The sequence below is a fragment of the Ralstonia sp. 1B3 genome (assembly GCF_036631435.1).
The window spans coordinates 1-19,799 of the sequence record NZ_JAPNUG010000009.1 but is presented as its reverse complement, the minus strand read 5'-3'; the positions used below and the strand labels follow the sequence as shown (position 1 = coordinate 19,799).

The 19,799-nt window shown below is 64.6% G+C and carries 18 protein-coding genes and 4 pseudogenes; 11 read left to right on the top strand and 11 right to left on the bottom strand.

Going from position 1 to position 19,799, the window contains the following annotated elements; translation table 11 throughout:
- Positions 1-65: 65 nt before the first annotated feature.
- From OWR21_RS02340 to OWR21_RS02325, 4 genes and pseudogenes are all read right to left on the bottom strand, one after another.
- On the bottom strand, positions 66-1,358 hold the full coding sequence (locus OWR21_RS02340) for an NAD(P)/FAD-dependent oxidoreductase (RefSeq protein ID WP_332394512.1): 1,293 nt from the start codon (positions 1,356-1,358) through the stop codon (positions 66-68).
- Positions 1,355-1,710 (bottom strand): annotated as a pseudogene (locus tag OWR21_RS02335) (c-type cytochrome). Before OWR21_RS02335 ends, OWR21_RS02340 begins: the two are co-directional and overlap by 4 nt.
- 133 nt (positions 1,711-1,843) lie before the next feature.
- On the bottom strand, positions 1,844-2,662 hold the full coding sequence (locus OWR21_RS02330) for a BON domain-containing protein (RefSeq protein ID WP_316891741.1): 819 nt from the start codon (positions 2,660-2,662) through the stop codon (positions 1,844-1,846).
- A gap of 50 nt (positions 2,663-2,712) precedes the next feature.
- Complete coding sequence (locus OWR21_RS02325) at positions 2,713-3,090, bottom strand: YraN family protein (RefSeq protein ID WP_004628719.1); 378 nt, start codon at positions 3,088-3,090, stop codon at positions 2,713-2,715.
- Positions 3,091-3,125: 35 nt separating this feature from the next.
- On the opposite strand from OWR21_RS02325, the pseudogene rsmI reads away from it, so the two are divergent.
- Positions 3,126-4,027 (top strand): annotated as a pseudogene (gene rsmI, locus OWR21_RS02320) (16S rRNA (cytidine(1402)-2'-O)-methyltransferase).
- A 25-nt stretch (positions 4,028-4,052) separates the two neighbouring features.
- Here rsmI and OWR21_RS02315 read toward each other — a convergent pair.
- Entirely contained in the window at positions 4,053-4,784 is a 732-nt protein-coding gene (locus tag OWR21_RS02315; RefSeq protein ID WP_332394511.1) for a septal ring lytic transglycosylase RlpA family protein, read from the bottom strand.
- A 201-nt stretch (positions 4,785-4,985) separates the two neighbouring features.
- Here OWR21_RS02315 and OWR21_RS02310 point away from each other — a divergent pair, with 201 nt between their 5' ends.
- The 3 genes from OWR21_RS02310 to OWR21_RS02300 all read left to right on the top strand — a co-directional run bounded on the left by OWR21_RS02310 (position 4,986) and on the right by OWR21_RS02300 (position 6,915).
- Positions 4,986-5,642 (top strand): MBL fold metallo-hydrolase, encoded by a 657-nt coding sequence (locus OWR21_RS02310; RefSeq protein WP_316891745.1) that lies wholly within the window; start codon positions 4,986-4,988, stop codon positions 5,640-5,642.
- The gene (locus tag OWR21_RS02305; protein WP_316891746.1) at positions 5,639-6,355 is read left to right on the top strand and encodes an exonuclease; all 717 of its coding nucleotides are present in this window, start codon (positions 5,639-5,641) and stop codon (positions 6,353-6,355) included. Before OWR21_RS02310 ends, OWR21_RS02305 begins: the two co-directional genes overlap by 4 nt.
- Before the next feature lie 284 nt (positions 6,356-6,639).
- The gene (locus OWR21_RS02300) at positions 6,640-6,915 is read left to right on the top strand and encodes a hypothetical protein (protein WP_147219321.1); all 276 of its coding nucleotides are present in this window, start codon (positions 6,640-6,642) and stop codon (positions 6,913-6,915) included.
- 124 nt (positions 6,916-7,039) lie between these two features.
- Here OWR21_RS02300 and arsC read toward each other — a convergent pair whose 3' ends face one another.
- The 4 genes and pseudogenes from arsC to alc all read right to left on the bottom strand — a co-directional run.
- Entirely contained in the window at positions 7,040-7,390 is a 351-nt protein-coding gene (gene arsC, locus OWR21_RS02295; protein ID WP_147219323.1) for an arsenate reductase (glutaredoxin), read from the bottom strand.
- Between the two features lie 653 nt (positions 7,391-8,043).
- Entirely contained in the window at positions 8,044-9,318 is a 1,275-nt protein-coding gene (locus OWR21_RS02290) for a M20/M25/M40 family metallo-hydrolase (RefSeq protein ID WP_332394510.1), read from the bottom strand.
- 92 nt (positions 9,319-9,410) lie between these two features.
- Positions 9,411-9,938 carry an ureidoglycolate lyase gene (locus tag OWR21_RS02285; RefSeq protein ID WP_316877490.1) on the bottom strand — a complete coding sequence of 176 codons (528 nt, stop codon included), beginning with the start codon at positions 9,936-9,938 and terminating at the stop codon, positions 9,411-9,413.
- A gap of 7 nt (positions 9,939-9,945) precedes the next feature.
- A pseudogene (gene alc / locus OWR21_RS02280) lies at positions 9,946-10,944 on the bottom strand (allantoicase); the annotation flags it as partial.
- A 343-nt stretch (positions 10,945-11,287) separates the two neighbouring features.
- Between alc and OWR21_RS02275 the strand changes: the two are divergent.
- The 3 genes from OWR21_RS02275 to OWR21_RS02265 are packed head-to-tail and all read left to right on the top strand — an operon-like array spanning position 11,288 to position 13,951.
- Positions 11,288-12,628 carry a C4-dicarboxylate transporter DctA gene (locus OWR21_RS02275; RefSeq protein ID WP_316877486.1) on the top strand — a complete coding sequence of 447 codons (1,341 nt, stop codon included), beginning with the start codon at positions 11,288-11,290 and terminating at the stop codon, positions 12,626-12,628.
- A complete protein-coding gene (locus OWR21_RS02270) occupies positions 12,621-13,361 on the top strand; it encodes a GntR family transcriptional regulator (RefSeq protein WP_442968591.1) in 741 nt (246 codons plus the stop codon). Before OWR21_RS02275 ends, OWR21_RS02270 begins: the two co-directional genes overlap by 8 nt.
- Positions 13,362-13,381: 20 nt before the next feature.
- Complete coding sequence (locus tag OWR21_RS02265) at positions 13,382-13,951, top strand: IMPACT family protein (RefSeq protein ID WP_332394536.1); 570 nt, start codon at positions 13,382-13,384, stop codon at positions 13,949-13,951.
- A gap of 3 nt (positions 13,952-13,954) precedes the next feature.
- On the opposite strand, the gene OWR21_RS02260 is transcribed toward OWR21_RS02265, so the two are convergent.
- Together OWR21_RS02260 and OWR21_RS02255 are read right to left on the bottom strand one after the other, a co-directional pair.
- Positions 13,955-14,380 carry a hypothetical protein gene (locus tag OWR21_RS02260; RefSeq protein WP_332394509.1) on the bottom strand — a complete coding sequence of 142 codons (426 nt, stop codon included), beginning with the start codon at positions 14,378-14,380 and terminating at the stop codon, positions 13,955-13,957.
- 112 nt (positions 14,381-14,492) lie between these two features.
- Positions 14,493-15,404, bottom strand: coding sequence for a LysR family transcriptional regulator (locus OWR21_RS02255; protein ID WP_316877481.1), 912 nt, complete (start codon positions 15,402-15,404; stop codon positions 14,493-14,495).
- Between the two features lie 88 nt (positions 15,405-15,492).
- Between OWR21_RS02255 and OWR21_RS02250 the strand changes: the two genes are divergently transcribed.
- From OWR21_RS02250 to OWR21_RS02235, 4 genes and pseudogenes are all read left to right on the top strand, one after another.
- Positions 15,493-15,666, top strand: coding sequence for a hypothetical protein (locus OWR21_RS02250; RefSeq protein ID WP_332394508.1), 174 nt, complete (start codon positions 15,493-15,495; stop codon positions 15,664-15,666).
- 83 nt (positions 15,667-15,749) lie between these two features.
- Positions 15,750-17,525 (top strand): glyoxylate carboligase, encoded by a 1,776-nt coding sequence (gcl, locus tag OWR21_RS02245; RefSeq protein WP_332394507.1) that lies wholly within the window; start codon positions 15,750-15,752, stop codon positions 17,523-17,525.
- 43 nt (positions 17,526-17,568) lie between these two features.
- Positions 17,569-18,351: a hydroxypyruvate isomerase gene (hyi, locus tag OWR21_RS02240; protein ID WP_096744164.1), complete on the top strand. Its 783-nt coding sequence runs from the start codon at positions 17,569-17,571 to the stop codon at positions 18,349-18,351.
- Between the two features lie 627 nt (positions 18,352-18,978).
- Positions 18,979-19,799, top strand: a pseudogene (locus OWR21_RS02235) (2-hydroxy-3-oxopropionate reductase); the annotation flags it as partial.

The window sequence follows — 19,799 nt, the reverse complement described above, 5'->3', positions numbered from 1 at the left end:
GGCCGCTTAGGCGACTTGCACAATCTTGCGCATTGTTTGTGCCGGGCGCCTCGGCCTTGCCTTGCTCAGCCCAGCATGTCCGACCAGATGGCGCGGCTCCAGCCTTGCGCCAGCTTGCCCTCGGCGGCCGAAGGTGCATCGGACAGCCCACCGGCGCCGGGCACCGTCACCATGGTGTGCTCGGCCGCGTCGTAGCGGTGGACGGTTGCCACGTGCATGGCCTCGTCGGGCGTGGCAAAGCTGTAGCAGGTGTTCGTATACAGCGGGGACGCATCAGGCGCGTGGCCGGCGAGCATCGCCACCACGGCGGCGGCGGCCACCTTGCCGTGCTGGTTGGCCATGTGGCCCGACTTGGGCATCAGCGGCGCGGTCTGGATGGCATCGCCAATCACATGCACGCCCGCCGCCACCTTCGATTCAAACGACAGGAAATCCACTTCGCACCAGCGCCCGTTGGCCGTCGCCAGCCCGGCCTGCACGGCAATCGCTCCGGCGCGCTGCGGCGGGATCAGGTTGACGACATCGGCCTGCACGTCGTCCTGCACATCGAACTTGAGCACGCGGCCCCTGGCATCGATGTCGACGGCGTTGTATTGCGGGCGATATTCAATGTGCTGCGGATAGCGCTCGGCCCAGACGCGCTTGAATAGCGCGCCCTTGGATGTGACGTCGTCGTTGGCATCGAGAATGAGCACGCGGGAATCCGGCTTGGCGCGCTGCAGCCAGTTGGCGATCAGGCACGCACGCTCGTACGGCGCGGGCGGGCAGCGGTATGGCGCGAGCGGAATGCTGATCGCCACCGTGCCGCCGTTGGGCATGGCTTCGAGCCGATGGCGCAGCGCCAGCGTTTGCGTGCCGGCTTTCCAGGCGTGCGGCGCTTGCGCGGCGGTGGCCGCATTGGCGAGACCGGGAATCGCCCCCGGCACGAAGTCGATGCCCGGCGAGAGGATCAGCCGGTCGTAATCAAGCGTGCCGCCGCCGGCCAGCCGCACCTGTTTGGCGCCGGCATCGATGGCCGAGGCGCGGTCGCGCACCCGGCGCACGCCGTGGCGCTCGACCAGCGCGTCGTATGGCACGGTGATCGACGCCATGTCGCGGTCGCCCGACAGCACGAGGTTCGACAGCGGGCACGAGACGAACGCGGCGTTCGGCTCAATCAGCGTCACATCGACACGGCCGCCGGAAAACACGCGCACGTACTTGGCTGCCGTTGCGCCGCCATAGCCGCCGCCCACCACCACCACGCGCGCATTGCGCACGCCCGACAGCGATGCACACGCGGCCAGCGGCCCGGCCAGCGCGGTTGCCCCGAGCGCGCGCAAAAGTGCGCGCCGATCCTTGCGCGACCAATCGCTCATGGCGCCTCCTGCGGTTGGCGTGACAGCCAGCCGGCAATGGCGGCGATCTGCGCATCGTCATAACCGCGGGCAATCTGGCCCATCACCGTGGAGGGCGCGCGCCGCTGCGGAAGGCCTGCATTGCGTCCATCAACTCGGCCTGCGAGCGGCCGGCCAGCGGCGGCAGCGTCTGCGCGGCGAGCTTGGCGCCGGGCGCGGTATCGGCGTGATGGCAGCTGGCGCACGTGGCAGCCCAGGTGCGGGCCTGCAGATTGGTGGGGGGAAGATCGGCCGCATGGGCCACAGTGGGCGCGGGGGCCGTCAGCAGCGCCGCAAGCAACGCTGCGGCGGCAAGGCGGTGGACGACGGGCATCGGGGGGCAGCGAAGTCGCGGAAGCGTCATACGCTAACACGCACCGCCAGCCATGTGCCTTGTGATGCGTGCAGCCAACAAAAAACGCAGCGCGGTGGCTGCGTTTCTTGCGTTGCGATGTCGTCGAGACGGCTTACGGCAGTTGTTTGCCCGGCGGCAGCGCGGGCGAGTTGGTCGGCGAGACGGTCACGCCCGGCGAGGCCGAAGTGACGGGTGCCGGTGCCTGCGTGGCCGTCGGTGTGCCTTGCACCGGTGCCGGCGTGCCTTGCGCCGCATCAGGCGCGGTCGACGGGTTGGTCGACGTGGCATTGGCGTCCAGGCGCTTGCGCTCGTCTTCGGTCACGTAGTCGAACACCTTCACGACCTTGTTGACGCCGCTCACGGTGCGCACGGCTTCGGTGGCCTTGTTGCCTTCGGCCTCGGTCACCACGCCCATCAGGAAGACGGTCTGCGCTTCGGTCGTCACCTTGATGGAGTTCCAGGGCACGCCTTCCGTGCCGGCCAGCACGCTCTTCACCTTGGTGGTGATGTACGTGTCATTGGTGCGCGAGCCGAACGTGCTCGACACCGGCGTCACGACGATCTCGTTGACGACCTCGCGCGCGTTCTGCAGCTTCTGCGCGTATTGGCCGATCTCCTGCTTGGTCTGCTCGGTGCCGGCTTCGCCGGTCAGCAGGACCTTGCGGTTGTAGACCGTCACGTTGACGTGGGCGCGGCCGTCGTAGCGCGAGATCAGCGTGTTCTCGGCTTCCATCTGCAGGCCGCGGTCGATGGTCTGGGTGGCGGTCGGGCGACGGTCGGTGGCGAGTGCCACGCCGCCGGCCACGGCGCCCGCAAACAGCGGGAAGCAGGCGGTCAACTGCGTTGCGGTAACGCCGGCCAGGGCGGCCAGCACGGCGGTGCGCGTGACCGTGCGACGGAAACGGGCAAACGTAGGCGACGAGGGTTTCATGCTGTCCTTGAATGAAGTGCAGAAGAAAGAAGAGCGAGGCTGATGCGGATTTACGCATCAACGCCGAAGGCATCGCGCATCCATTCGATACGCGCACCGTCGATGGCAATGACGTCAAAGCGGCAGGCCGGCACATCTTCAACCTGCCGCGCGAGAAAATCTTCAGCCGCGGCAATCAGGCGGCGTTGCTTGGCGGGCGTGACACTCGCGGCCGCTCCGCCGAAGCGCTGCGTGGAACGCGCCACGCGGGCACGCACTTCAACGAACACCAGCGCGCCGGCCGCATCGCGCATCACCAGATCGATTTCACCGCCCTTGCAGCGATAATTGCGGCTGACCACGGCCAACCCGCGCGCCTGCAAGTAGCGCAGCGCGCGGTCTTCACCGGCTTCACCGGTGGCGGCTGTGATGGGCTGCGGCGCATGCATGTGTGGTTTGAACCAAGTGACTGAGAGAAGTTCTCGTGAGTGATCCTGACTGGACCCTGCTGGCGCACGACCAGCACTATCCCGCCGGCGCATTATATGTGGTGGCCACCCCCATCGGGAACGCGGCCGACGTGTCGCTGCGGGCGCGCTACGTGCTCGGCCTTGTCGACGCAGTGGCCTGCGAAGACACGCGCAACACCGGGCAATTGCTCAATCGGCTGGGGCTGTCGCGGCCGATGCTCGCGGCGCACGAGCACAACGAGCGCGAGGCCGCTGCGCGCATCGTCGCGCGGCTGGCGCAGGGCGAGCGCATCGCGTATGTGTCTGATGCGGGCACGCCCGGCGTGTCGGACCCGGGTTCGCGGATTGTCGAGGCGGTGCGTGCGGCGGGCCAGCGCGTGATCCCGCTGCCGGGCGCAAGCGCGGTGGTGACGGCGCTTTCGGCCGCCGGGGAATTGCTCGACACGTCTGGGGGCTGTTCACCTTTGTCGGCTTCCTGCCGCCCAAGGCGGGGCAACGCGACGCGGCCATCCGCCAATGGGCCGCGCACGGCCCGGCGTGGGTTCTGTACGAGGCGCCGCATCGCATCGAGGCCACGCTTGCCGCGTTGGCGGAACACCTGAGCGCGCGACGCATCCTCATTGGCCGGGAGTTGACCAAGCTGTTCGAGCAGATCGTCGTGCTGCCCGCTGCGGACGCACCGGCATGGCTTGCCGCCGACGCCTCGCACGGCAAGGGCGAATTCGTGCTGGTGGTGGAAGGCGCGGGCGCGCAGGACGCGGCGCCGACCGCCATGGCGGCAGACCAGGTGTTGCGTCTGCTGTTGGCCGAGTTGCCTGCCAAGCGTGCAGCCAAGCTGGCCGGCGCCATTACGGGCGCTTCGGTCGACACGCTGTATCAGAGCGCGCTGGCGTTGAAAAACGAAGGGAAGGACTGAAGCAGGAAGCGGCCGGATCAGCGGATCAGCGGCGTTTGGCGCGGCGCTGGGTGGCTTTCTTCTTGGCCGGTGCTGGTTCATCACCGCCCACATCGGCATCGCCATCGTTGCTGGCGACATCGGTTTGCGTCAGCTCAGGGCGCAGCGCTTCAACTTCAGCGCGCGACAGTCGGCGGATTTCCACCTGCGTCGAACCACGCTTGACGAAGTCGAGGCGCTTGGCAGCGGCGTACGACATGTCGAGGATGCGCTTGCCGTGGTACGGGCCGCGATCCGTCACCTTGGCCACGACCACGCGGTCGTTGGACAGGTTGCGCACCAGCACCCAGCTTTGCAGCGGCAGCGACGGATGCGCCACCGTGAAGGCATTCATATCGAAGCGCTCGCCGCTGGCGGTGCGGCGGCCGTGGAAGCCGCGGCCGTACCACGAGGCCAGGCCGCGCTGCTCAAACGTGCCGAGGTCGGCGCGCAGGCCGGGGCTCGTATCGGTGTTCTCGTCCAGCTTCAGGCTGCTCGAATCCTGGGTGCCACGGAACGACAGCGTGCCCCAGGCATCGGGGTTGTCGCGCGGGTCCGCCACCTTCACCGCGGGCGCGGCGGGCTTGCTGGCCTGGAGGCCGGATTGTCCACCCGCGGGCGGCTCGCCGGGAACGGCGGCACAGCCCGCCAGCACCAGCAGCGTGGTGCCATGCGTGAGCCAGGCACGCAGCGTGCGGCCGGCCGAACGGCTGGAATTGAGGTGGGTCAACTTAAGCATGGCCGCGAGTCTAACATGCATGCTTCGATCGTTTATTTACATTTCCTATTAAAACGATCACATCATGCTGTCATCTCGCGCCAATTTTGTAATATTTTCTTTCCGATGTAACAGCACACCCCGCGAGCCCAGTGCTGGCGCGGGCTCGGGCCGATACAATCGGGTTATCCCTGCTATGTGCAAATGTGCACACAAGATCACATGAAAGTCGTTGTCGTCCCCGTTACGCCGTTTGAACAGAACTGCACGCTGCTGATTGGCGACGATGGCACGGCCGCCGTCACCGACCCGGGCGGCGATATCGAGCGCATCCTCGCTGCCGCCGAGCAGCACGGCGCCCGCATCGAAAAGATCCTGCTCACGCATGGCCACGTCGACCACTGCGCCGCCGCCGATGCGCTGCGCACGCAGCTTGGCGTGCCCATCGAAGGGCCGCAGAAGGACGAGGCGTTCTGGATCGACCAGTTGCCGATGCAGAGCCAACGCTTTGGATTTCCGCCTTCCAAGGCCTTCGTGCCCGACCGCTGGCTGGAAGACGGCGACACCGTCGAAGCCGCCGGCCGCACGTTGCAGGTATTCCACTGCCCGGGCCACACGCCCGGCCACGTGGTGTTCTTCAGCCCGGAAGACCGCGTCGCCATCGTGGGCGATGTGTTGTTTGCGGGGTCGATCGGCCGCACGGATTTCCCGCGCGGCAACCATGCAGACCTGATCAACGCAATCCGCACGAAGCTCTGGCCGCTGGGCGACGACGTCACGTTTGTGCCGGGCCATGGACCGGTCTCGACCTTTGGCGATGAGCGGGCCAGCAACCCGTACGTCGCTGATCGTCTGTTTGCCAACGAAGGCTCGGCATGAGCGCAAACACCAACGACAGCGACGACACCTTCGCCGACACCGCGCCAGCCGCACCTGTCGCACCCGCTGACAAACCGCGCCGCAAGCGCGGCAACCAGCCGCCCGACACGCGGCCCGAAATCTACGTCAGCACCGACATCGAGGCCGACGGCCCCATCCCCGGACCGCACTCGATGTTGAGCTTTGCGAGCGCGGCGTACCTGGCCGACAAGACGCTCGTCGGCACCTTTGAAGCGAACCTGGAGACGCTGCCCGGCGCCGAGGGCCATCCGGTCCAGATGCAATGGTGGAAGACGCAGCCCGAGGCGTGGGCCGCATGCCGCGCCAATCTGGAGGCGCCCGAGGTGGCCCTGCCGCGCTACGTGGAATGGGTTGAGAGGCTGCCCGGCAAGCCGGTGTTCGTGGCGTTTCCGGCGGGCTTCGATTTCACGTTCATGTTCTGGTACATGATGCGTTTTGCCGGGCGCTCGCCGTTTGGCTGGGCGGCGCTCGACATCAAGACGCTGGCCTTTGCGCTGACTGGCATGCCGTATCGGCGCAACGTCAAAGCGGCTTTTCCCGAGCACTGGCACGACCCGCTGCCGCATACGCATATCGCGCTGGATGACGCGAAAGAGCAAGGCGCCCTCTTCTGCAACATGCTCGCCGAGTTGCGCAAGCGCGAAGCCGAGCGCGCCGCCGCACAAGTGTCCCAGCAATCTGCTCAGGATTGAGCGCCGGACGCGTCACGCATTTCGCGCGCATTCGGTGAAGACCCGCACGCGGTTTGCCTTTTGCCCGCGTGATGCGCGCACCATGCCGCAACGCAACTTGCGGGCTCGCAAACCCCCGTCTACGCTGGGCTTGTGCGAGCGACCAGACGACTGCGCCACCCGGCGCCGACAAGCAAAGCCACTCGCATACGCCATTTGCTTGCCGTATCGTTTTCGGGCCGCACGTGCCCCCGACGCCGGTGCGTGCCGGCGTCGGCTATCAGCCAACAACGGGAGGTACCGCGATGCGATTTTCCCGTGACGCGTTTGACACGCAACACTTGCGAGCGATGACGGAGCGCTTGCATTGGCATCGCAAATCATCTGCGAAGGCGGTTCCGTTGAGCATGCGTGCGCAGCACCTGCATCAGTTGCATCACACGCACAGCAACGCGCACCACGACGCAGACGTCATGAAGGTCGCCATGGTCTCGACCGCGGCGGCGCTGGCAGTGGTGCTTGCCGCCCTGCTGGCAGTTGGTTTCGGGTCAGAAATGGCCCGATGGATGGGCCTGGAATAAACCGGTGCCCTTGCGCGTCTTGACGGACGCAGCCCCGGCCCTCGCGCAGAGCGAGATACGGCCACCCTGAACGGCCTGTCCGATGGAAATCGGCAGGCCGTTCAACTTTGTGGGGCGCGGTGAATTACTTCAGGAACGCCTCAAGCGCTTCAGGCGTGCGGCCGATGACGGCGCGGCCGTTGCGCACGAGCACCGGGCGCTGCAGCAGCTTCGGGTGGGCCGCGATGGCCTTGAGCAGCGCGTCGTCGGATGCATCGGCCAGATTGAGCTGCGCGTATTCGTCTTCGTTTTCGCGGATCAGGCTGCGCAGCGGGGTGTCGAGTTGCGCTGCGAGCTGTTTGAGGTCGGCCAGCGTGGGTGGCGTGGTCAGGTATTCGATGACCTCAAGTTGTTCGCCGTTTTTTGCGACGAAGGATTGGGCTTGTTCGAGGGCCGTGCGGGATTTGGAGCAGCGGGGGTTGTGGTAGATCTGCATGGTTTTTGGGCTTTTGTGTTGGCTTGATGGGGTGTGTTGCAATCTTAAGGGGTGGGGGTTGGGTGGGGGGTTCGTTGTTGGCTGTGGGGGGATTCGTGCTTTTTGTTTTTTGTGGTGCATCCCTTGTTTCATCCCCTGCCGGGGCTGACTCACTTTCTTTGGTCTTGCCCAAAGAAAGTAAGCAAAGAAATGCGCGCCCGAGATGGCGAAAGACTCCTTCAATTTTCATAACCGGGCGGAGGCGGGGAAAACTCGCTTCGCTCAGACAGTTCCCCGCCTTTTTTCCGCCCGCTTACAAAAATTGAAGGCGCCATCTAGGGCAGAGAAAGTCAACGGACAAAGCCAAACACTCTGGGCGCAAGCCGAAACGACAAAGGCCAACCTCGCGACGGGTTGGCCTTTTTCTTTTGACGTTGAGCCCTTGATGGCGCCTTGAATTTTTGTGAGCGGGCGGATCAAGGAAGGAGGCTGTCTGAGCGCAGCGAGTTTGCCTCCTTCCCCGCACGGTCACACAAATTCAAGGGGAAGTCGCCATCTCGGGCGCGCCTTTCTTTTGCTTACTTTTCTTTGGCAAGACAAAGAAAAGTGAGTCGGTCCCGGCAGGGAACGAAAGGGAGGTGGACCACCAAGGCAAAAACCAAAACACCCCCAAATCACCCGCCCAACAACTCCCCCACAGCACACCCCACCACCACAGTCGCGCCCCGCAAATCATTCAACCGCAGGTTCTCATCCGTGTTGTGCCCACGCGCCTCCATCAACGTCCGCGGGCCCGCGCCATACAGAACTGTCGGCACGCCATGCGCCGTGTAATGCCGCGCATCGGTATACAGCGGCACGCCATGCACCGGCACATCGCCCCCAAACACCGCCAACGCATTCCGTCGCAACGCGCCAATCAGCGCGTCCACGCCCGGCAGTTCGGCAAGCGGCTCCGCCAGCAAAATGCGTTCGACCGAAACCTCGATCCCGGGCCGTTCCGCCGCAGCACGCTCGATCACCGCGCGCAGTTCGCCTTCTGCATCGCGCCCGGCTTCTTCAGGAATCATCCGGCGGTCCACGCGGAACGTCACCAGATCGGGCACCACGTTGGTATTGATGCCGCCCTGGATCAACCCGACGTTGAGCGTTGCGTGGTCGATGCCCGGCACGGCGGATTTGCGCGTGGCGAGTTCTGCGCGATAGGCATACACGGCCTGCAGGATATGCGTGGCCGCCTCGATGGCGTCGATGCCCGTATGCGGCATGGCCGCGTGTGCCTGCTTGCCGCGCACCGTCACCTGCACGTGCAGGCAACCGTTGTGCGCCGAGGTGATGCCGTACGCAAAGCCGGCGGAGATGGCGTAATCGGGCTTGCTCAAACCTTGATCCAGCAGCCACCTGGGGCCGATGTCGCCGCCGGTTTCCTCGTCGTATGTGAAGTGCAGTTCGACCGTGCCGTTGAGTTTGGCACCGCGCTTTTCCGCTTCGATCAGCGCAAGCAGCGCCCACGTGTAGGTGGCGAAGTCCGACTTGGACACCGCCACGCCGCGGCCGAACATGGTCGGGCCGTGTTCGGTCTCGACGATCTCGCCGCCGTATGGATCGTGCGTCCAGCCAAGGCCAGGCGGCACGACATCGCCGTGCGCGTTCATGGCGACCGTGGGGCCGCCGCTCCCGAAGGTGTGCCGCACGATCAGGTTGGTGGCGCTGACCATGCCAGCGGCACGCACCTGCGCCTGGGGCACGGCATGCGCCTCCACCGTCAGGCCCAGCGCCTCCAGCAGCGCCTTGGCGCGCGAAGCATGCGGGGCGCAATCGCCGGACGGGTTGTCCGACGGCACTGTCACCAGCTCGCGCAAGAAATCAATCTGCTGCGCATGCGCGGCTTCGACGAATGCGCGGATGTCCGCATCGATGCCGGGGTTGGCAAGTTGGGCCTGGGTCATGTCGATGTCTCGCTGACGGTGGTGGGACGGAGATTGAAAGTGACTGAGCCCCGTTGTGCGGGGGCTCAGGATCGGCACCGGGGACGCGATGCTTACAGCGCAGCCTGCATGGCCTCGGCGGTCAACCACACCGATTCGGCCAGGTCTTGCTCGTCGCAGTTGTGGCCTTCGCCACCGCGGTCGACGACGATGAAATCGCTGACCTCGCCCAGGGCCAGCAGCGGGTGATGCCACACGCCGCGCGCGTAGTTCACGCCTTGCCAGCCGCGCGAGACGAACGCGCGCAACTTCGACGGATCCAGCTCGCCGGCCGGCGCCACGACCACCAGATACGGCTTGTCGTTCTGCGGGATGAAGGCCTGGCTGCCACGCGGGTGGCGCTCCAGCATCTTCACCTCGAACGGCAGCGTACGCGGCTGGCCACGGAACAGGCTGATCAGCGGGCGGCCGCCCTCGCCCACATCGACATTGGCGAGGTCATGAAAGCGGATGGTCGTGCCCTGGTTGATGGGGAATTGCTTGGCCCCTTCCAGCTCGATCACGTCGCCGAACGGCGCGAAGGCTTCGCGCGTGAGCGGTTCGATGGTCAGCGCAATGCGTGCGGCGGTCTCTTGGCTCATTCGAGCACCCCCACAGGCGCAGACGCGACACGCCGCCGTCCGGGAACATGTTGAAGCGCACGTGCGTGACGATGCCCAGGTCGGCGATTTCCGCTTCGTAGTAGTGCTGCAGATCCATCTGCAGCTTCTGCTCGGGCAGCAGCGTTTGCCAGAACATCGCTTGCGTCTTCAGCGAGCTGTCGGTGCCGCCCACCACGCGCGCGGCCTGGATGGAAACGCGGTCAGCAAAGTTGCCCTTGAAGTGCGCCGTATCGACTTCGATCTTGCGGATGCGGCCCGGGTTGGCCAGGGCGATCACGCACCAGTCGTTGCCTGGCTCGCGGCGGCGGCGCGTTTCCCAGCCGTCGCCCATGTTCACGCCACGGCCCGGCATCAGCATGCGCGAGGCCGGCCCGAAGTGTTCGTTGTTGGCTTCGACCACATAGGCGCCGTTTTCCATGGCCGCCAGGTCGAACAGCTTGGTGCGGTCTGCGCCCTTCCAGTCGACTTGCGGCTGGCCGTACACGCGCAAACGCGCGATGCCGCCGTCCGGGAAGATGTTCAGGCGCAGGTGCGTGAAGGCTTGCGGGCTCGTCACGGCCACGTAGGCGTGGCTGTTGCCTTGCAGCGTGGTCGACGGAACGATTTCAGTCCACTGCGTGGCATCGGTCGGCTCGCCATCCGGCAGATAGGCGGCCTCAATGGAAGCGGCCGGCGGGAAGTTGCCGGTGAAGTGGCTGGTGTCGATATCGACACCCTTCACCACGCCCGGGCGGGCCAGGCGGACGATGCAGTGGTCATAGCCGCCGTTGCGGCGACGGCGCGTTTCCCAGCCATCCATCCACTTGCCGTGGTCGTCGTACTTGCCGGGAATGAACACCGCCGGCTCCGGGTTGAGCATGCGGTCTTTGGGCGCAAAGAATTCGTCGGTCGCGAACGTGGCCTCTGCGCCAAGGCGAGGATCCGCCAGGTTCGGATATCGGCGCGTGAAATCCGGCGCGTTCGGATCGAGCGTAGGCATCGCCATGTGGAACTCCTTGGTATTTGTCTCTGGATGTTATACGGCCGGCCCATCGAACAAAAACAGCGAGTAAGAACACTCGAAACTGTGGCGATGGGAACGCCGGAAGTGCAGCGTAGATGGCGGAACCACAAGGCTTCGCGGGACTGCATGAACCGATCCTAGCATGTGAATTCAAAAATTGCATACAAAAATTGGATCGCCTATGATGCCGTCAACGCTCAACAATTCACCGCGACAATTTGTTGCACTGCAGTGAGCGAAACAAAGCCCTGACGACAATCGCAGCACACCAAATCAGACGATTGAGCGGGGCTTGAGACACCAGTAATCCAAAGGAGGATTCACCATGCAACGCTTTACGCGCCCGTTGTTCGGGCAGGTTTTGATCGCCCTGGCGGTCGGCATCGCGCTGGGCATCTGGGCGCCCGAATTTGCGCAGAAGCTGCAGCCGCTCGGTGATGGTTTCCTGAAGCTGATCAAGATGCTGATCGCGCCGATCGTCTTCTCGGTGGTGGTGGTCGGGATCTGCGGCGCCGGCGAGCTGAAGAAAGTCGGGCGCGTGGGCGGCAAGGCCGTCATCTACTTCGAGATCGTCACGACGATCGCCCTCGCGCTGGGCATTGCGCTGGCCTATGTGTTCGGGCCGGGCCACGGCATGAATGTGGATCCGAAATCGCTCGATCCGGCGGCCATGGCGTCGTACATGACCACCGCCAAGCAGGTGGAATCGACCGGCGTGGCAGCGTTCTTCCTCAAGCTGATTCCCGATACGTTCGTCAGCGGCTTTGTGAAGGGCGACATCCTGCAGGTGCTGCTGGTGTCGATCCTGTTCGGTTGCTCGCTGTCGCTGCTGGGTGAGCGGACCAAGCCGCTGGTCAACCTGATCGATCAGCTCTCGCATGTGCTGTTCCGCATGATGGCCGTGATCATCCGCCTGGCACCGCTGGGCGTACTGGGCGCGGTGGCGTTCACCGTCGGCAAGTACGGCGCGGGCTCGCTCAAGCAGCTTGGCTTCCTGGTGCTGCTGTTCTATGCAGCCGTGGCGCTGTTCGTGTTTGTGGTGCTCGGGACCATCCTGCGCGTGGCGGGCTTCAACATCTTCAAGCTGATCCGCTTCCTGCGCGCCGAACTGCTGGTGGTGCTGGGCACGGCATCGTCCGACGCGGTGCTGCCGTCCATCATGAACAAGCTGGAGAAGATGGGCATCAAGCGCTCCGTGGTCGGCCTCGTCATCCCGACGGGCTACTCGTTCAACCTCGATGCGTTTTCGATCTACCTGACGCTGGCCGCCGTGTTTATCGCACAGGCAACCAACACGCCGCTGGCGCTGCAGGATCTGCTGCTGATCCTGGGCGTGGCGCTCGTCACCTCCAAGGGGGCGCACGGCATTCCGGGTTCGGCCATCGTGATTCTGGCGGCCACGCTGTCGGTCATTCCGGCCATTCCGGCGATCGGCCTGGTGCTGGTGCTCTCCGTCGACTGGTTCATCGGCATTGCCCGTGCGCTGGGCAACCTGATCGGCAACTGCGTCGCCACGGTGGTCATCGCCGCGTGGGAGAAAGACATCGACCGCGTGCGTGCCAATGCAGTGCTCGACGGCAAGATCGACATCACCGAAGAAGGCGAAGCGATTCCGCATGGCCACGGCGTGGCTGCACAGGCCGCCCACACGCTGCCGCATGCCTGAAGCGGCGCTGCTGTCGGACGGCGGTAAAATCGGCGCCATGACTGAAACCACCGCCGCCGACATCTCCTCCGAAGGCATTGCCGATGACATCGCCCAGGCGATCGTCGCGCATCGGCTGCCGCCGGGCACCAAGCTGCGCGAAGAGGCGCTGGCGCGGGTCTACCACGTCAGCCGTACCAAGATTCGCGCGGCGCTGCTGATGCTGGCCAAGGACAAGCTGATCCGCATGGAGCCGGATCGCGGTGCGTTCGTCGCCAAACCGGATGAGACCGAGGCGCGCGAAGTCTTTGCAGTGCGCCGCGTGCTGGAGGTTGCGCTGGTGCGCGAGTTCATCGCCAAAGCGACGCCCGCCGATTACAAGCGGCTGGAGAAGCACCTGGCCGAAGAGCACAAGGTGGCAGCCAGCGGCGACCTGTCGGACGTGCCGCGTCGCAATCGCCTGATGGCCGACTTCCACCTTCTGATGGCGGACGTGGTCGGCAACAGCGTGCTCAAGGAGATGCTGTACGAGCTTTCCGCGCGCAGTTCGGTCATCACGATGATGTACCAGTCGACCTACGACGCCGTGCGCTCGTCGGAGGAGCACACGGCCCTGCTGGATGCCGCCAAGCGCGGCGACGTGGACGGCGCCATCGCCCTGATGGAAGAGCACATGGCGCACACCGAGGCGTCGCTCAAGTTCGAATCGCCAGGCGGCCGGGCGACGGATCTCGTAGCCGCCCTCCTCGCCTGACCCGCGCGTGCCGACGCGCGCTGCGCGCGCCGGTTTCGGCCGAGCTGGAAATCAAGAAAAGCCGCTTTATCGGATTGGCCGTGCCGGTAGAAGACCGGGCGGCCGCCATGGACGTCATTGCACGCCTGCGCGCCGAGCACCCCGCTGCCACGCACGTCTGCTGGGCGCTTCTGGCGGGCGGCCAGTCCGGCATGTCCGACGACGGGGAGCCTTCCGGCACGGCGGGCCGCCCCATTCTGGAGGTGCTGCGCCATCACGACTTGGACGGCACGCTGGGCGCCGTGGTGCGTTACTTCGGCGGCGTCAAGCTCGGCGCGGGCGGCCTCGTGCGCGCCTACACGGACGCCATCGCCACCGCGCTCATGCAGGCCGAACGCGTGGAGCGCATCGCCAGCACCACGCTCACCCTCTCCACCGATTACGCCGATGAGGCGCGCATCCGCCGCTGGATCGACGATGGCGGCTACACGCTCGTCGATGCTGCTTACGACGCGGGCGTGACGCTGACGGTGCGGTTGCCGGTGACGGACGAGGCGGCTGCGCGGAACACGCTACGGGACCTGACGCAGGGGCGTGTGGCGATTACCTAGCGCTTATCGCGTGGGAGCGAGCGGAGCGGCCGGCGCAGTGCCCGGGCAACACGGGTTCTGGCAGTCCGGTTGGAAAACGACGTAGGCGGCTGTCGGCATTTTTGGGGCGACACCCTCGCGTTCTGCGGCACGTAGATGCGTATCGGCTTCGGACGCCTCGACTTTGTCGCCCTCGATGCCGACGGCGTCCAGCACGGCCTGCAGGCTTCTGAGGCGCAGCACGGCCAGCTCTGGGTCAGGGGCAGGCTCGGACGCCTCCTGCAAGCGCACCCGGTATTTGCCGCCGCTGCGAAAATCGTCTTTGAGCTGCGAATCCCATTCGGCCAGTTTCAGGATTTCGGTGGTCGGCAGCGCAGACTCGCCGGGCGAAAACACCAGCGGGTGCTCAAGCCCGGTCAGATCGCACGCCAGGGCGCAGGTGCTGAGCATGAGCGCGCCGACAACTGCAGTTCTGCGTAGCATCTTCCGTCTCCGGCATTGCGCATGCCACCCGCGATGCGTCTGATGACCAGTTTAGGAACCGTCATCCATTTCCGCACGCTCAACGCGTGCGCGACCAATACCCGGGCTGCGCAAACACCGTCTTCAGGTGCTCGATAAAGAACCGGATCTTCGCCGGCACCGGCCGCTGCTGCGGGTACACGGCAAGGATGTCGTAGTCAGGCAGCGCGTAGTCGTCCAGCACCGTCATCAGCGCGCCGGATTCCAGCTCAGGCTGGATCTCCCACGTTGAGCGCCAGCCGAGGCCGAGGCCTTCGCCCATCCAGCGGTGCAGCAGTTCACCGTCGTTGCAGTCGAGGTTGCCGTTCACCTTCACGGTGACGGCCTTGCCGTTCTGCTGGAAATACCAGCCGCGCTGCTGCCCGCCCTGCAGGTTGAAGGCGAGGCAGTTGTGGCGCGCGAGGTCGTCGAGCGTGCGCGGCACGCCGTGCTTGGCAAAGTACGCAGGCGTGCCGCACACCACGCGCTTGTTCGACGCCAGGCGAATCGCCACGAAGTTCGGATCGATCGCGCCGCCAATGCGAATGCCCACGTCGTAGCCTTCGCGCACGAGGTCGACCACGCGGTCGGTCAGGTTGAAGGAGATACGCACGTCGGGGTTGGCACGCAGGAAGTCCGGCGCATGCGGCGCGACGTGCTTGCGGCCGAAGGCTGCGGGCGCCGAGACGATCAGGTGCCCGGTCGCCTTGTGGCGGCCTTCGGCAACGAGCAGCTCCGCTCGGTCCAGCTCGCCCAGCGCCTTCTTGCACTGTTCCATGAAGACCGCGCCCTGCTCCGTCACCGCAATGCGGCGGGTCGACCGGTGCAGCAGCTTCACGCCCAGGCGGGCTTCCAGCGCGTTGATGCGGCGGCCGATCATGACGGGCGTCACGTCCTGCGTGAGCGCGGCGGCGGCCATGCTGCCGTGCTCCACCACGGCGATGAACGCTTCGATCTGCTTGAGCTTGTCCATTCCATCATTCCAGTTCGCAATGTCCGACCATTTTAGTGAGCATTCCGTACCCGGATTGCGGCTTTCTGGCGCATATCACTTGTGACGAATGGCAAAAATGGTGACCCACGATGTGATCGATGCGCGCGCGGACGGTGGAAATTTTGCATCGCACAAAAATCGCCGGGAACGGCCTATGGATGCGGTTCTCTTGGCCATTGAGCGCGTCCGGATTGCTGCAGCACGCAAAATAATTCGATATGCAGAGTTAGCAATCAACTGACGAAAGCTGCGTTTATCCATATCGGCATGCGGGAATAGGATCAGCTCCAACGTATTCCCACCTTCCCCTTCCTGGAGACACCCATGCCGAAGATGAGAGCGATTGATGCCGCAGTTGCGGTGATGGAAAAAGAAGGCATCACCACGGCCTTCGGCGTGCCCGGTGCCGCCATCAACCCGTTGTATTCGGCGTTGCGCAAGGCTGGCAGCATCGACCACGTGCTGGCGCGCCACGTTGAAGGCGCCTCGCATATGGCCGAGGGCTACACCCGTGCCGAGCCGGGCAACATCGGCGTGTGCATCGGCACGTCGGGCCCTGCCGGCACCGACATGATCACCGGCCTGTACTCGGCCTGGGCAGACTCGATTCCCATCCTCTGCATCACCGGCCAGGCGCCGCGCGCACGCCTGTACAAGGAAGACTTCCAGGCCGTCGACATCGAATCGATCGCCAAGCCGGTCACGAAGTGGGCCGTCACGGTGCGTGAGCCGGCGCTGGTGCCGCGCGTGTTCCAGCAGGCGTTCCACCTCATGCGCTCGGGCCGCCCCGGCCCGGTGCTGATCGACCTGCCGTTCGACGTGCAAGTCGCCGAGATCGAATTCGACCCCGAAACGTACAGCCCGCTGCCGGTCTACAAGCCCGCGGCAACGCGTGCGCAGGCCGAGCGCGCCATCGAGATGCTGTGCCAGGCCGAGCGCCCGCTGCTGGTGTGCGGCGGCGGCGTGATCAACGCCGATGCGGCCAAGCTGATGGTCGAGTTTGCCGAGCTGGTGAATGTGCCCGTCGTCCCGACCCTGATGGGCTGGGGCGTGCTGGCTGATGACCACCCGCTCAACGCCGGCATGGTCGGCCTGCAAACGTCGCACCGCTACGGCAATGCCACGCTGCTGGCGTCGGACTTCGTGTTCGGCATCGGCAACCGCTGGGCCAACCGCCACACCGGCAGCGTCGACGTCTACACCAAGGGCCGCAAGTTCGTGCACGTCGATATCGAACCGACCCAGATCGGCCGCGTGTTCGGTCCGGACCTGGGCATCGTCTCGGACGCCAAGGCGGCGCTGGAGAAGTTCATTGAAGTCGCCCGCGAGCTGAAGGCCGCCGGCAAGCTGCCGTGCCGCAAGAGCTGGAACGCCGACGTGCAGAAGCGCAAGCGCACGATGCTGCGTCGCTCCGACTTCGACAACGTGCCCATCAAGCCGCAGCGCGTGTACCGCGAGATGAACCAGTACTTCCCGCGCGACGTTCGCTATGTGTCGACCATTGGTCTGTCGCAGATCGCTGCTGCGCAGTTCCTGTCGGTCAACCAGCCGCGCCACTGGATCAACTGCGGCCAGGCAGGCCCGCTGGGCTGGACGATTCCCGCCGCCATCGGCGTGAAGGTGGCCTCGCCCAACAGCGACGTGGTGGCCATCTCGGGTGACTACGACTTCCAGTTCATGATCGAAGAGATGGCGGTGGCCGCGCAGTTCAAGGTGCCGTACATCCACGTGGTGGTGAACAACTCGTACCTGGGCCTGATCCGCCAGGCGCAGCGCAACTTCGAGATGGACTACTGCGTCCAGCTCGCCTTCGACAACGTCAACGCGCCCGAGCTGAACGGCTACGGCGTCGACCACGTGAAGGTGGTGGAAGGCCTGGGTTGCAAGGCGATTCGCGTGTTCAAGCCGGAAGACATCGAACCCGCCTTCGCGCAGGCCCGCCTGCTGATGGCCGAGTTCTCGGTGCCGGTGATGGTGGAAGTGATTCTCGAGCGCGTGACCAACATCGCGATGGGCACGGAGATCGACAACGTGGTCGAGTTTGAAGAGGTGCTCGACCTGGAAGACACCCTCACGGAAGCCGAAGGCGTCGCCGCATAAAGACGGCGCGCCATTCCCTCACCGTCCGATACAAGGAGAAACCATGACCAAGCTGGCAGCCAACCTGACCATGCTCTTCAACGAGCAGGCCTTCCTTGACCGCTTCGAAGCCGCTGCACGTGCGGGCTTTCGCGGGGTCGAGTTCCTGTTCCCCTACGCGTTTCATGCCGACCAGATTGCCGATCGCCTGAACCGCTTCCAGCTCGACCTCGTTTTGCACAACCTGCCGGCCGGCAACTGGGACGGCGGCGAGCGCGGCATCGCCATCCTGCCGGACCGCGTGAGCGAGTTTCAGGACGGCGTTGGCGAGGCCATCAAATACGCCAAGGTGCTCGGCGTGAAACAACTCAACTGCCTGGTGGGCATTCGCCCCGAAGGCGTGAGCGAAGACGCTGCGCGCAAGACGCTGGTGGAGAACCTGAAGTTTGCGGCGAAGGCACTGAAGGCCGAGAAGATTGATCTGCTGATCGAGCCGATCAACACGTTCGATATTCCGGGCTTTTATCTGAACCGTACGCAGCAGGCGCTGGACCTGATCAACGACGTGGATGCGTCCAACCTGTACGTGCAGTACGACATCTATCACATGCAGCGGATGGAAGGCGAAGTGGCTAGCACGCTGAAGCGCCATCTGGACAAGATCAAGCATGTGCAGCTGGCGGACAACCCTGGGCGTAATGAGCCGGGGACTGGGGAGATCAACTACCAGTTCTTGTTCCGTTGGCTGGATGAGATTGGGTACACGGGGTGGGTTGGGTGTGAGTACAAGCCTAAGGCTGGGACGGTTGAGGGTCTCGGCTGGCGTGACGCGCACCGGGTTGCTTGATTCTTTGTTTGGTTTTGCCTCGGTGGTGCATCCCTTGTTTCATCCCCCGCCGGGGCTGACTCACTTTTCTTTGTCTTGCCAAAGAAAAGTAAGCAAAAGAAAGGCGCGCCCGAGATGGCGACTCCCCTTGAATTTATGTCGCAGAGAGGGAGTGCAGGCAACTCGCTTCGCTCAAACAGGCCTGCACTCTTTTTCCTCTCTGCAACAGAAATTCAAGGCGCCATCTAGGCAACAAAGTCAACGGCCAAACCATCGACCACGACTGCAGCAGGAACCAGCAACACAACGCGAAGCAAAGCGAGCAGCAACAGCAACAAACAAGAGCCACCAGGGCCCGCACACCAACGGTTCGGCCGTTGACGTTCCTGCCCCAGATGGCGCCTTGAATTTGTGTAAGCGGGCGGAACAAAGACGGGGAACTGTCTGAGCGAAGCGAGTTTTCCCCGTCTCCGCCCGGTTACACAAATTCAAGGAGGGTGTCGCCATCTCGGGCGCGCCTTTTGCTTACTTTCTTTGGCAAGACAAAGAAAGTGAGTCGCCCCCGGCAGGGGGTGAAAAGGGAGTGGACCACCAAGGCCCAATCCAACAACCAACGAACCAACATTCAAACCAAGGAGATCCCTCACCATGGCAAACAATCTCAACCTCGGTTTCATCGGCCTCGGCATCATGGGCGCCCCCATGGCAGGCCACCTGCGCGCCGCCGGCCACACGCTCTTCGTGCACGACGTCAACCCGGCACCCGCCGCGCTGGTGGAAGCCGGCGTGACGGTCTGCACGAGCGCGGAAGAAGTCGCCAAGCGCGCCGACATCATCTTCATCATGGTGCCGGACACCCCGCACGTTGAAGCGGTGCTGTTCAGCGAGAAGGGCGTCGCCAAGGCGCTGAAGGATGCCGGCAAGGACGCCGCTGCCAGCAAGATCGTCGTCGACATGAGCTCGATTTCGCCGATCGCGACGAAGGACTTTGCTGCCCGCATCAACAAGACCGGCGCGCAGTACCTGGATGCTCCGGTGTCGGGCGGCGAAGTGGGCGCGAAGGCTGCATCGCTGACGATCATGGTGGGCGGTGAGCAGGCTGCGTTCGATCGCGTGGCACCGCTGTTCCAGCTGATGGGCAAGAACATCACGCTGGTGGGCGGCAACGGCGACGGCCAGACCACCAAGGTGGCCAACCAGATCATCGTGGCGCTGAACATCCAGGCGGTGTCGGAAGCGCTGCTGTTCGCATCGAAGGCGGTGCCGACCCGGCGAAGGTGCGTCAGGCGCTGATGGGCGGCTTCGCGGCCTCGCGCATTCTCGAAGTGCACGGCGAACGCATGGTCAAGCGCACGTTCGACCCGGGCTTCCGCATCGAGCTGCACCAGAAGGATCTGAACCTGGCCTTGCAAGGTGCGAAGACGCTGGGCGTGGCGCTGCCGAACACGGCCACCGCGCAGGAACTGTTC

Bases quoted from the DNA above. Each gene is read 5' to 3' on its own strand.
- arsC (WP_147219323.1), bottom strand. From the start codon at position 7,390: ATGCAGATCTACCACAACCCCCGCTGCTCCAAATCCCGCACGGCCCTC.
- hyi (WP_096744164.1), top strand. From the start codon at position 17,569: ATGACCAAGCTGGCAGCCAACCTGACCATGCTCTTCAACGAGCAGGCC.
- OWR21_RS02300 (WP_147219321.1), top strand. From the start codon at position 6,640: ATGCGATTTTCCCGTGACGCGTTTGACACGCAACACTTGCGAGCGATG.
- OWR21_RS02290 (WP_332394510.1), bottom strand. From the start codon at position 9,318: ATGACCCAGGCCCAACTTGCCAACCCCGGCATCGATGCGGACATCCGC.
- OWR21_RS02270 (WP_442968591.1), top strand. From the start codon at position 12,621: ATGCCTGAAGCGGCGCTGCTGTCGGACGGCGGTAAAATCGGCGCCATG.
- OWR21_RS02255 (WP_316877481.1), bottom strand. From the start codon at position 15,404: ATGGACAAGCTCAAGCAGATCGAAGCGTTCATCGCCGTGGTGGAGCAC.
- OWR21_RS02260 (WP_332394509.1), bottom strand. From the start codon at position 14,380: ATGCTCAGCACCTGCGCCCTGGCGTGCGATCTGACCGGGCTTGAGCAC.
- OWR21_RS02340 (WP_332394512.1), bottom strand. From the start codon at position 1,358: ATGAGCGATTGGTCGCGCAAGGATCGGCGCGCACTTTTGCGCGCGCTC.
- OWR21_RS02250 (WP_332394508.1), top strand. From the start codon at position 15,493: ATGGCAAAAATGGTGACCCACGATGTGATCGATGCGCGCGCGGACGGT.
- OWR21_RS02275 (WP_316877486.1), top strand. From the start codon at position 11,288: ATGCAACGCTTTACGCGCCCGTTGTTCGGGCAGGTTTTGATCGCCCTG.
- OWR21_RS02285 (WP_316877490.1), bottom strand. From the start codon at position 9,938: ATGAGCCAAGAGACCGCCGCACGCATTGCGCTGACCATCGAACCGCTC.
- OWR21_RS02330 (WP_316891741.1), bottom strand. From the start codon at position 2,662: ATGAAACCCTCGTCGCCTACGTTTGCCCGTTTCCGTCGCACGGTCACG.
- gcl (WP_332394507.1), top strand. From the start codon at position 15,750: ATGCCGAAGATGAGAGCGATTGATGCCGCAGTTGCGGTGATGGAAAAA.
- OWR21_RS02315 (WP_332394511.1), bottom strand. From the start codon at position 4,784: ATGCTTAAGTTGACCCACCTCAATTCCAGCCGTTCGGCCGGCCGCACG.
- OWR21_RS02325 (WP_004628719.1), bottom strand. From the start codon at position 3,090: ATGCATGCGCCGCAGCCCATCACAGCCGCCACCGGTGAAGCCGGTGAA.
- OWR21_RS02305 (WP_316891746.1), top strand. From the start codon at position 5,639: ATGAGCGCAAACACCAACGACAGCGACGACACCTTCGCCGACACCGCG.
- OWR21_RS02310 (WP_316891745.1), top strand. From the start codon at position 4,986: ATGAAAGTCGTTGTCGTCCCCGTTACGCCGTTTGAACAGAACTGCACG.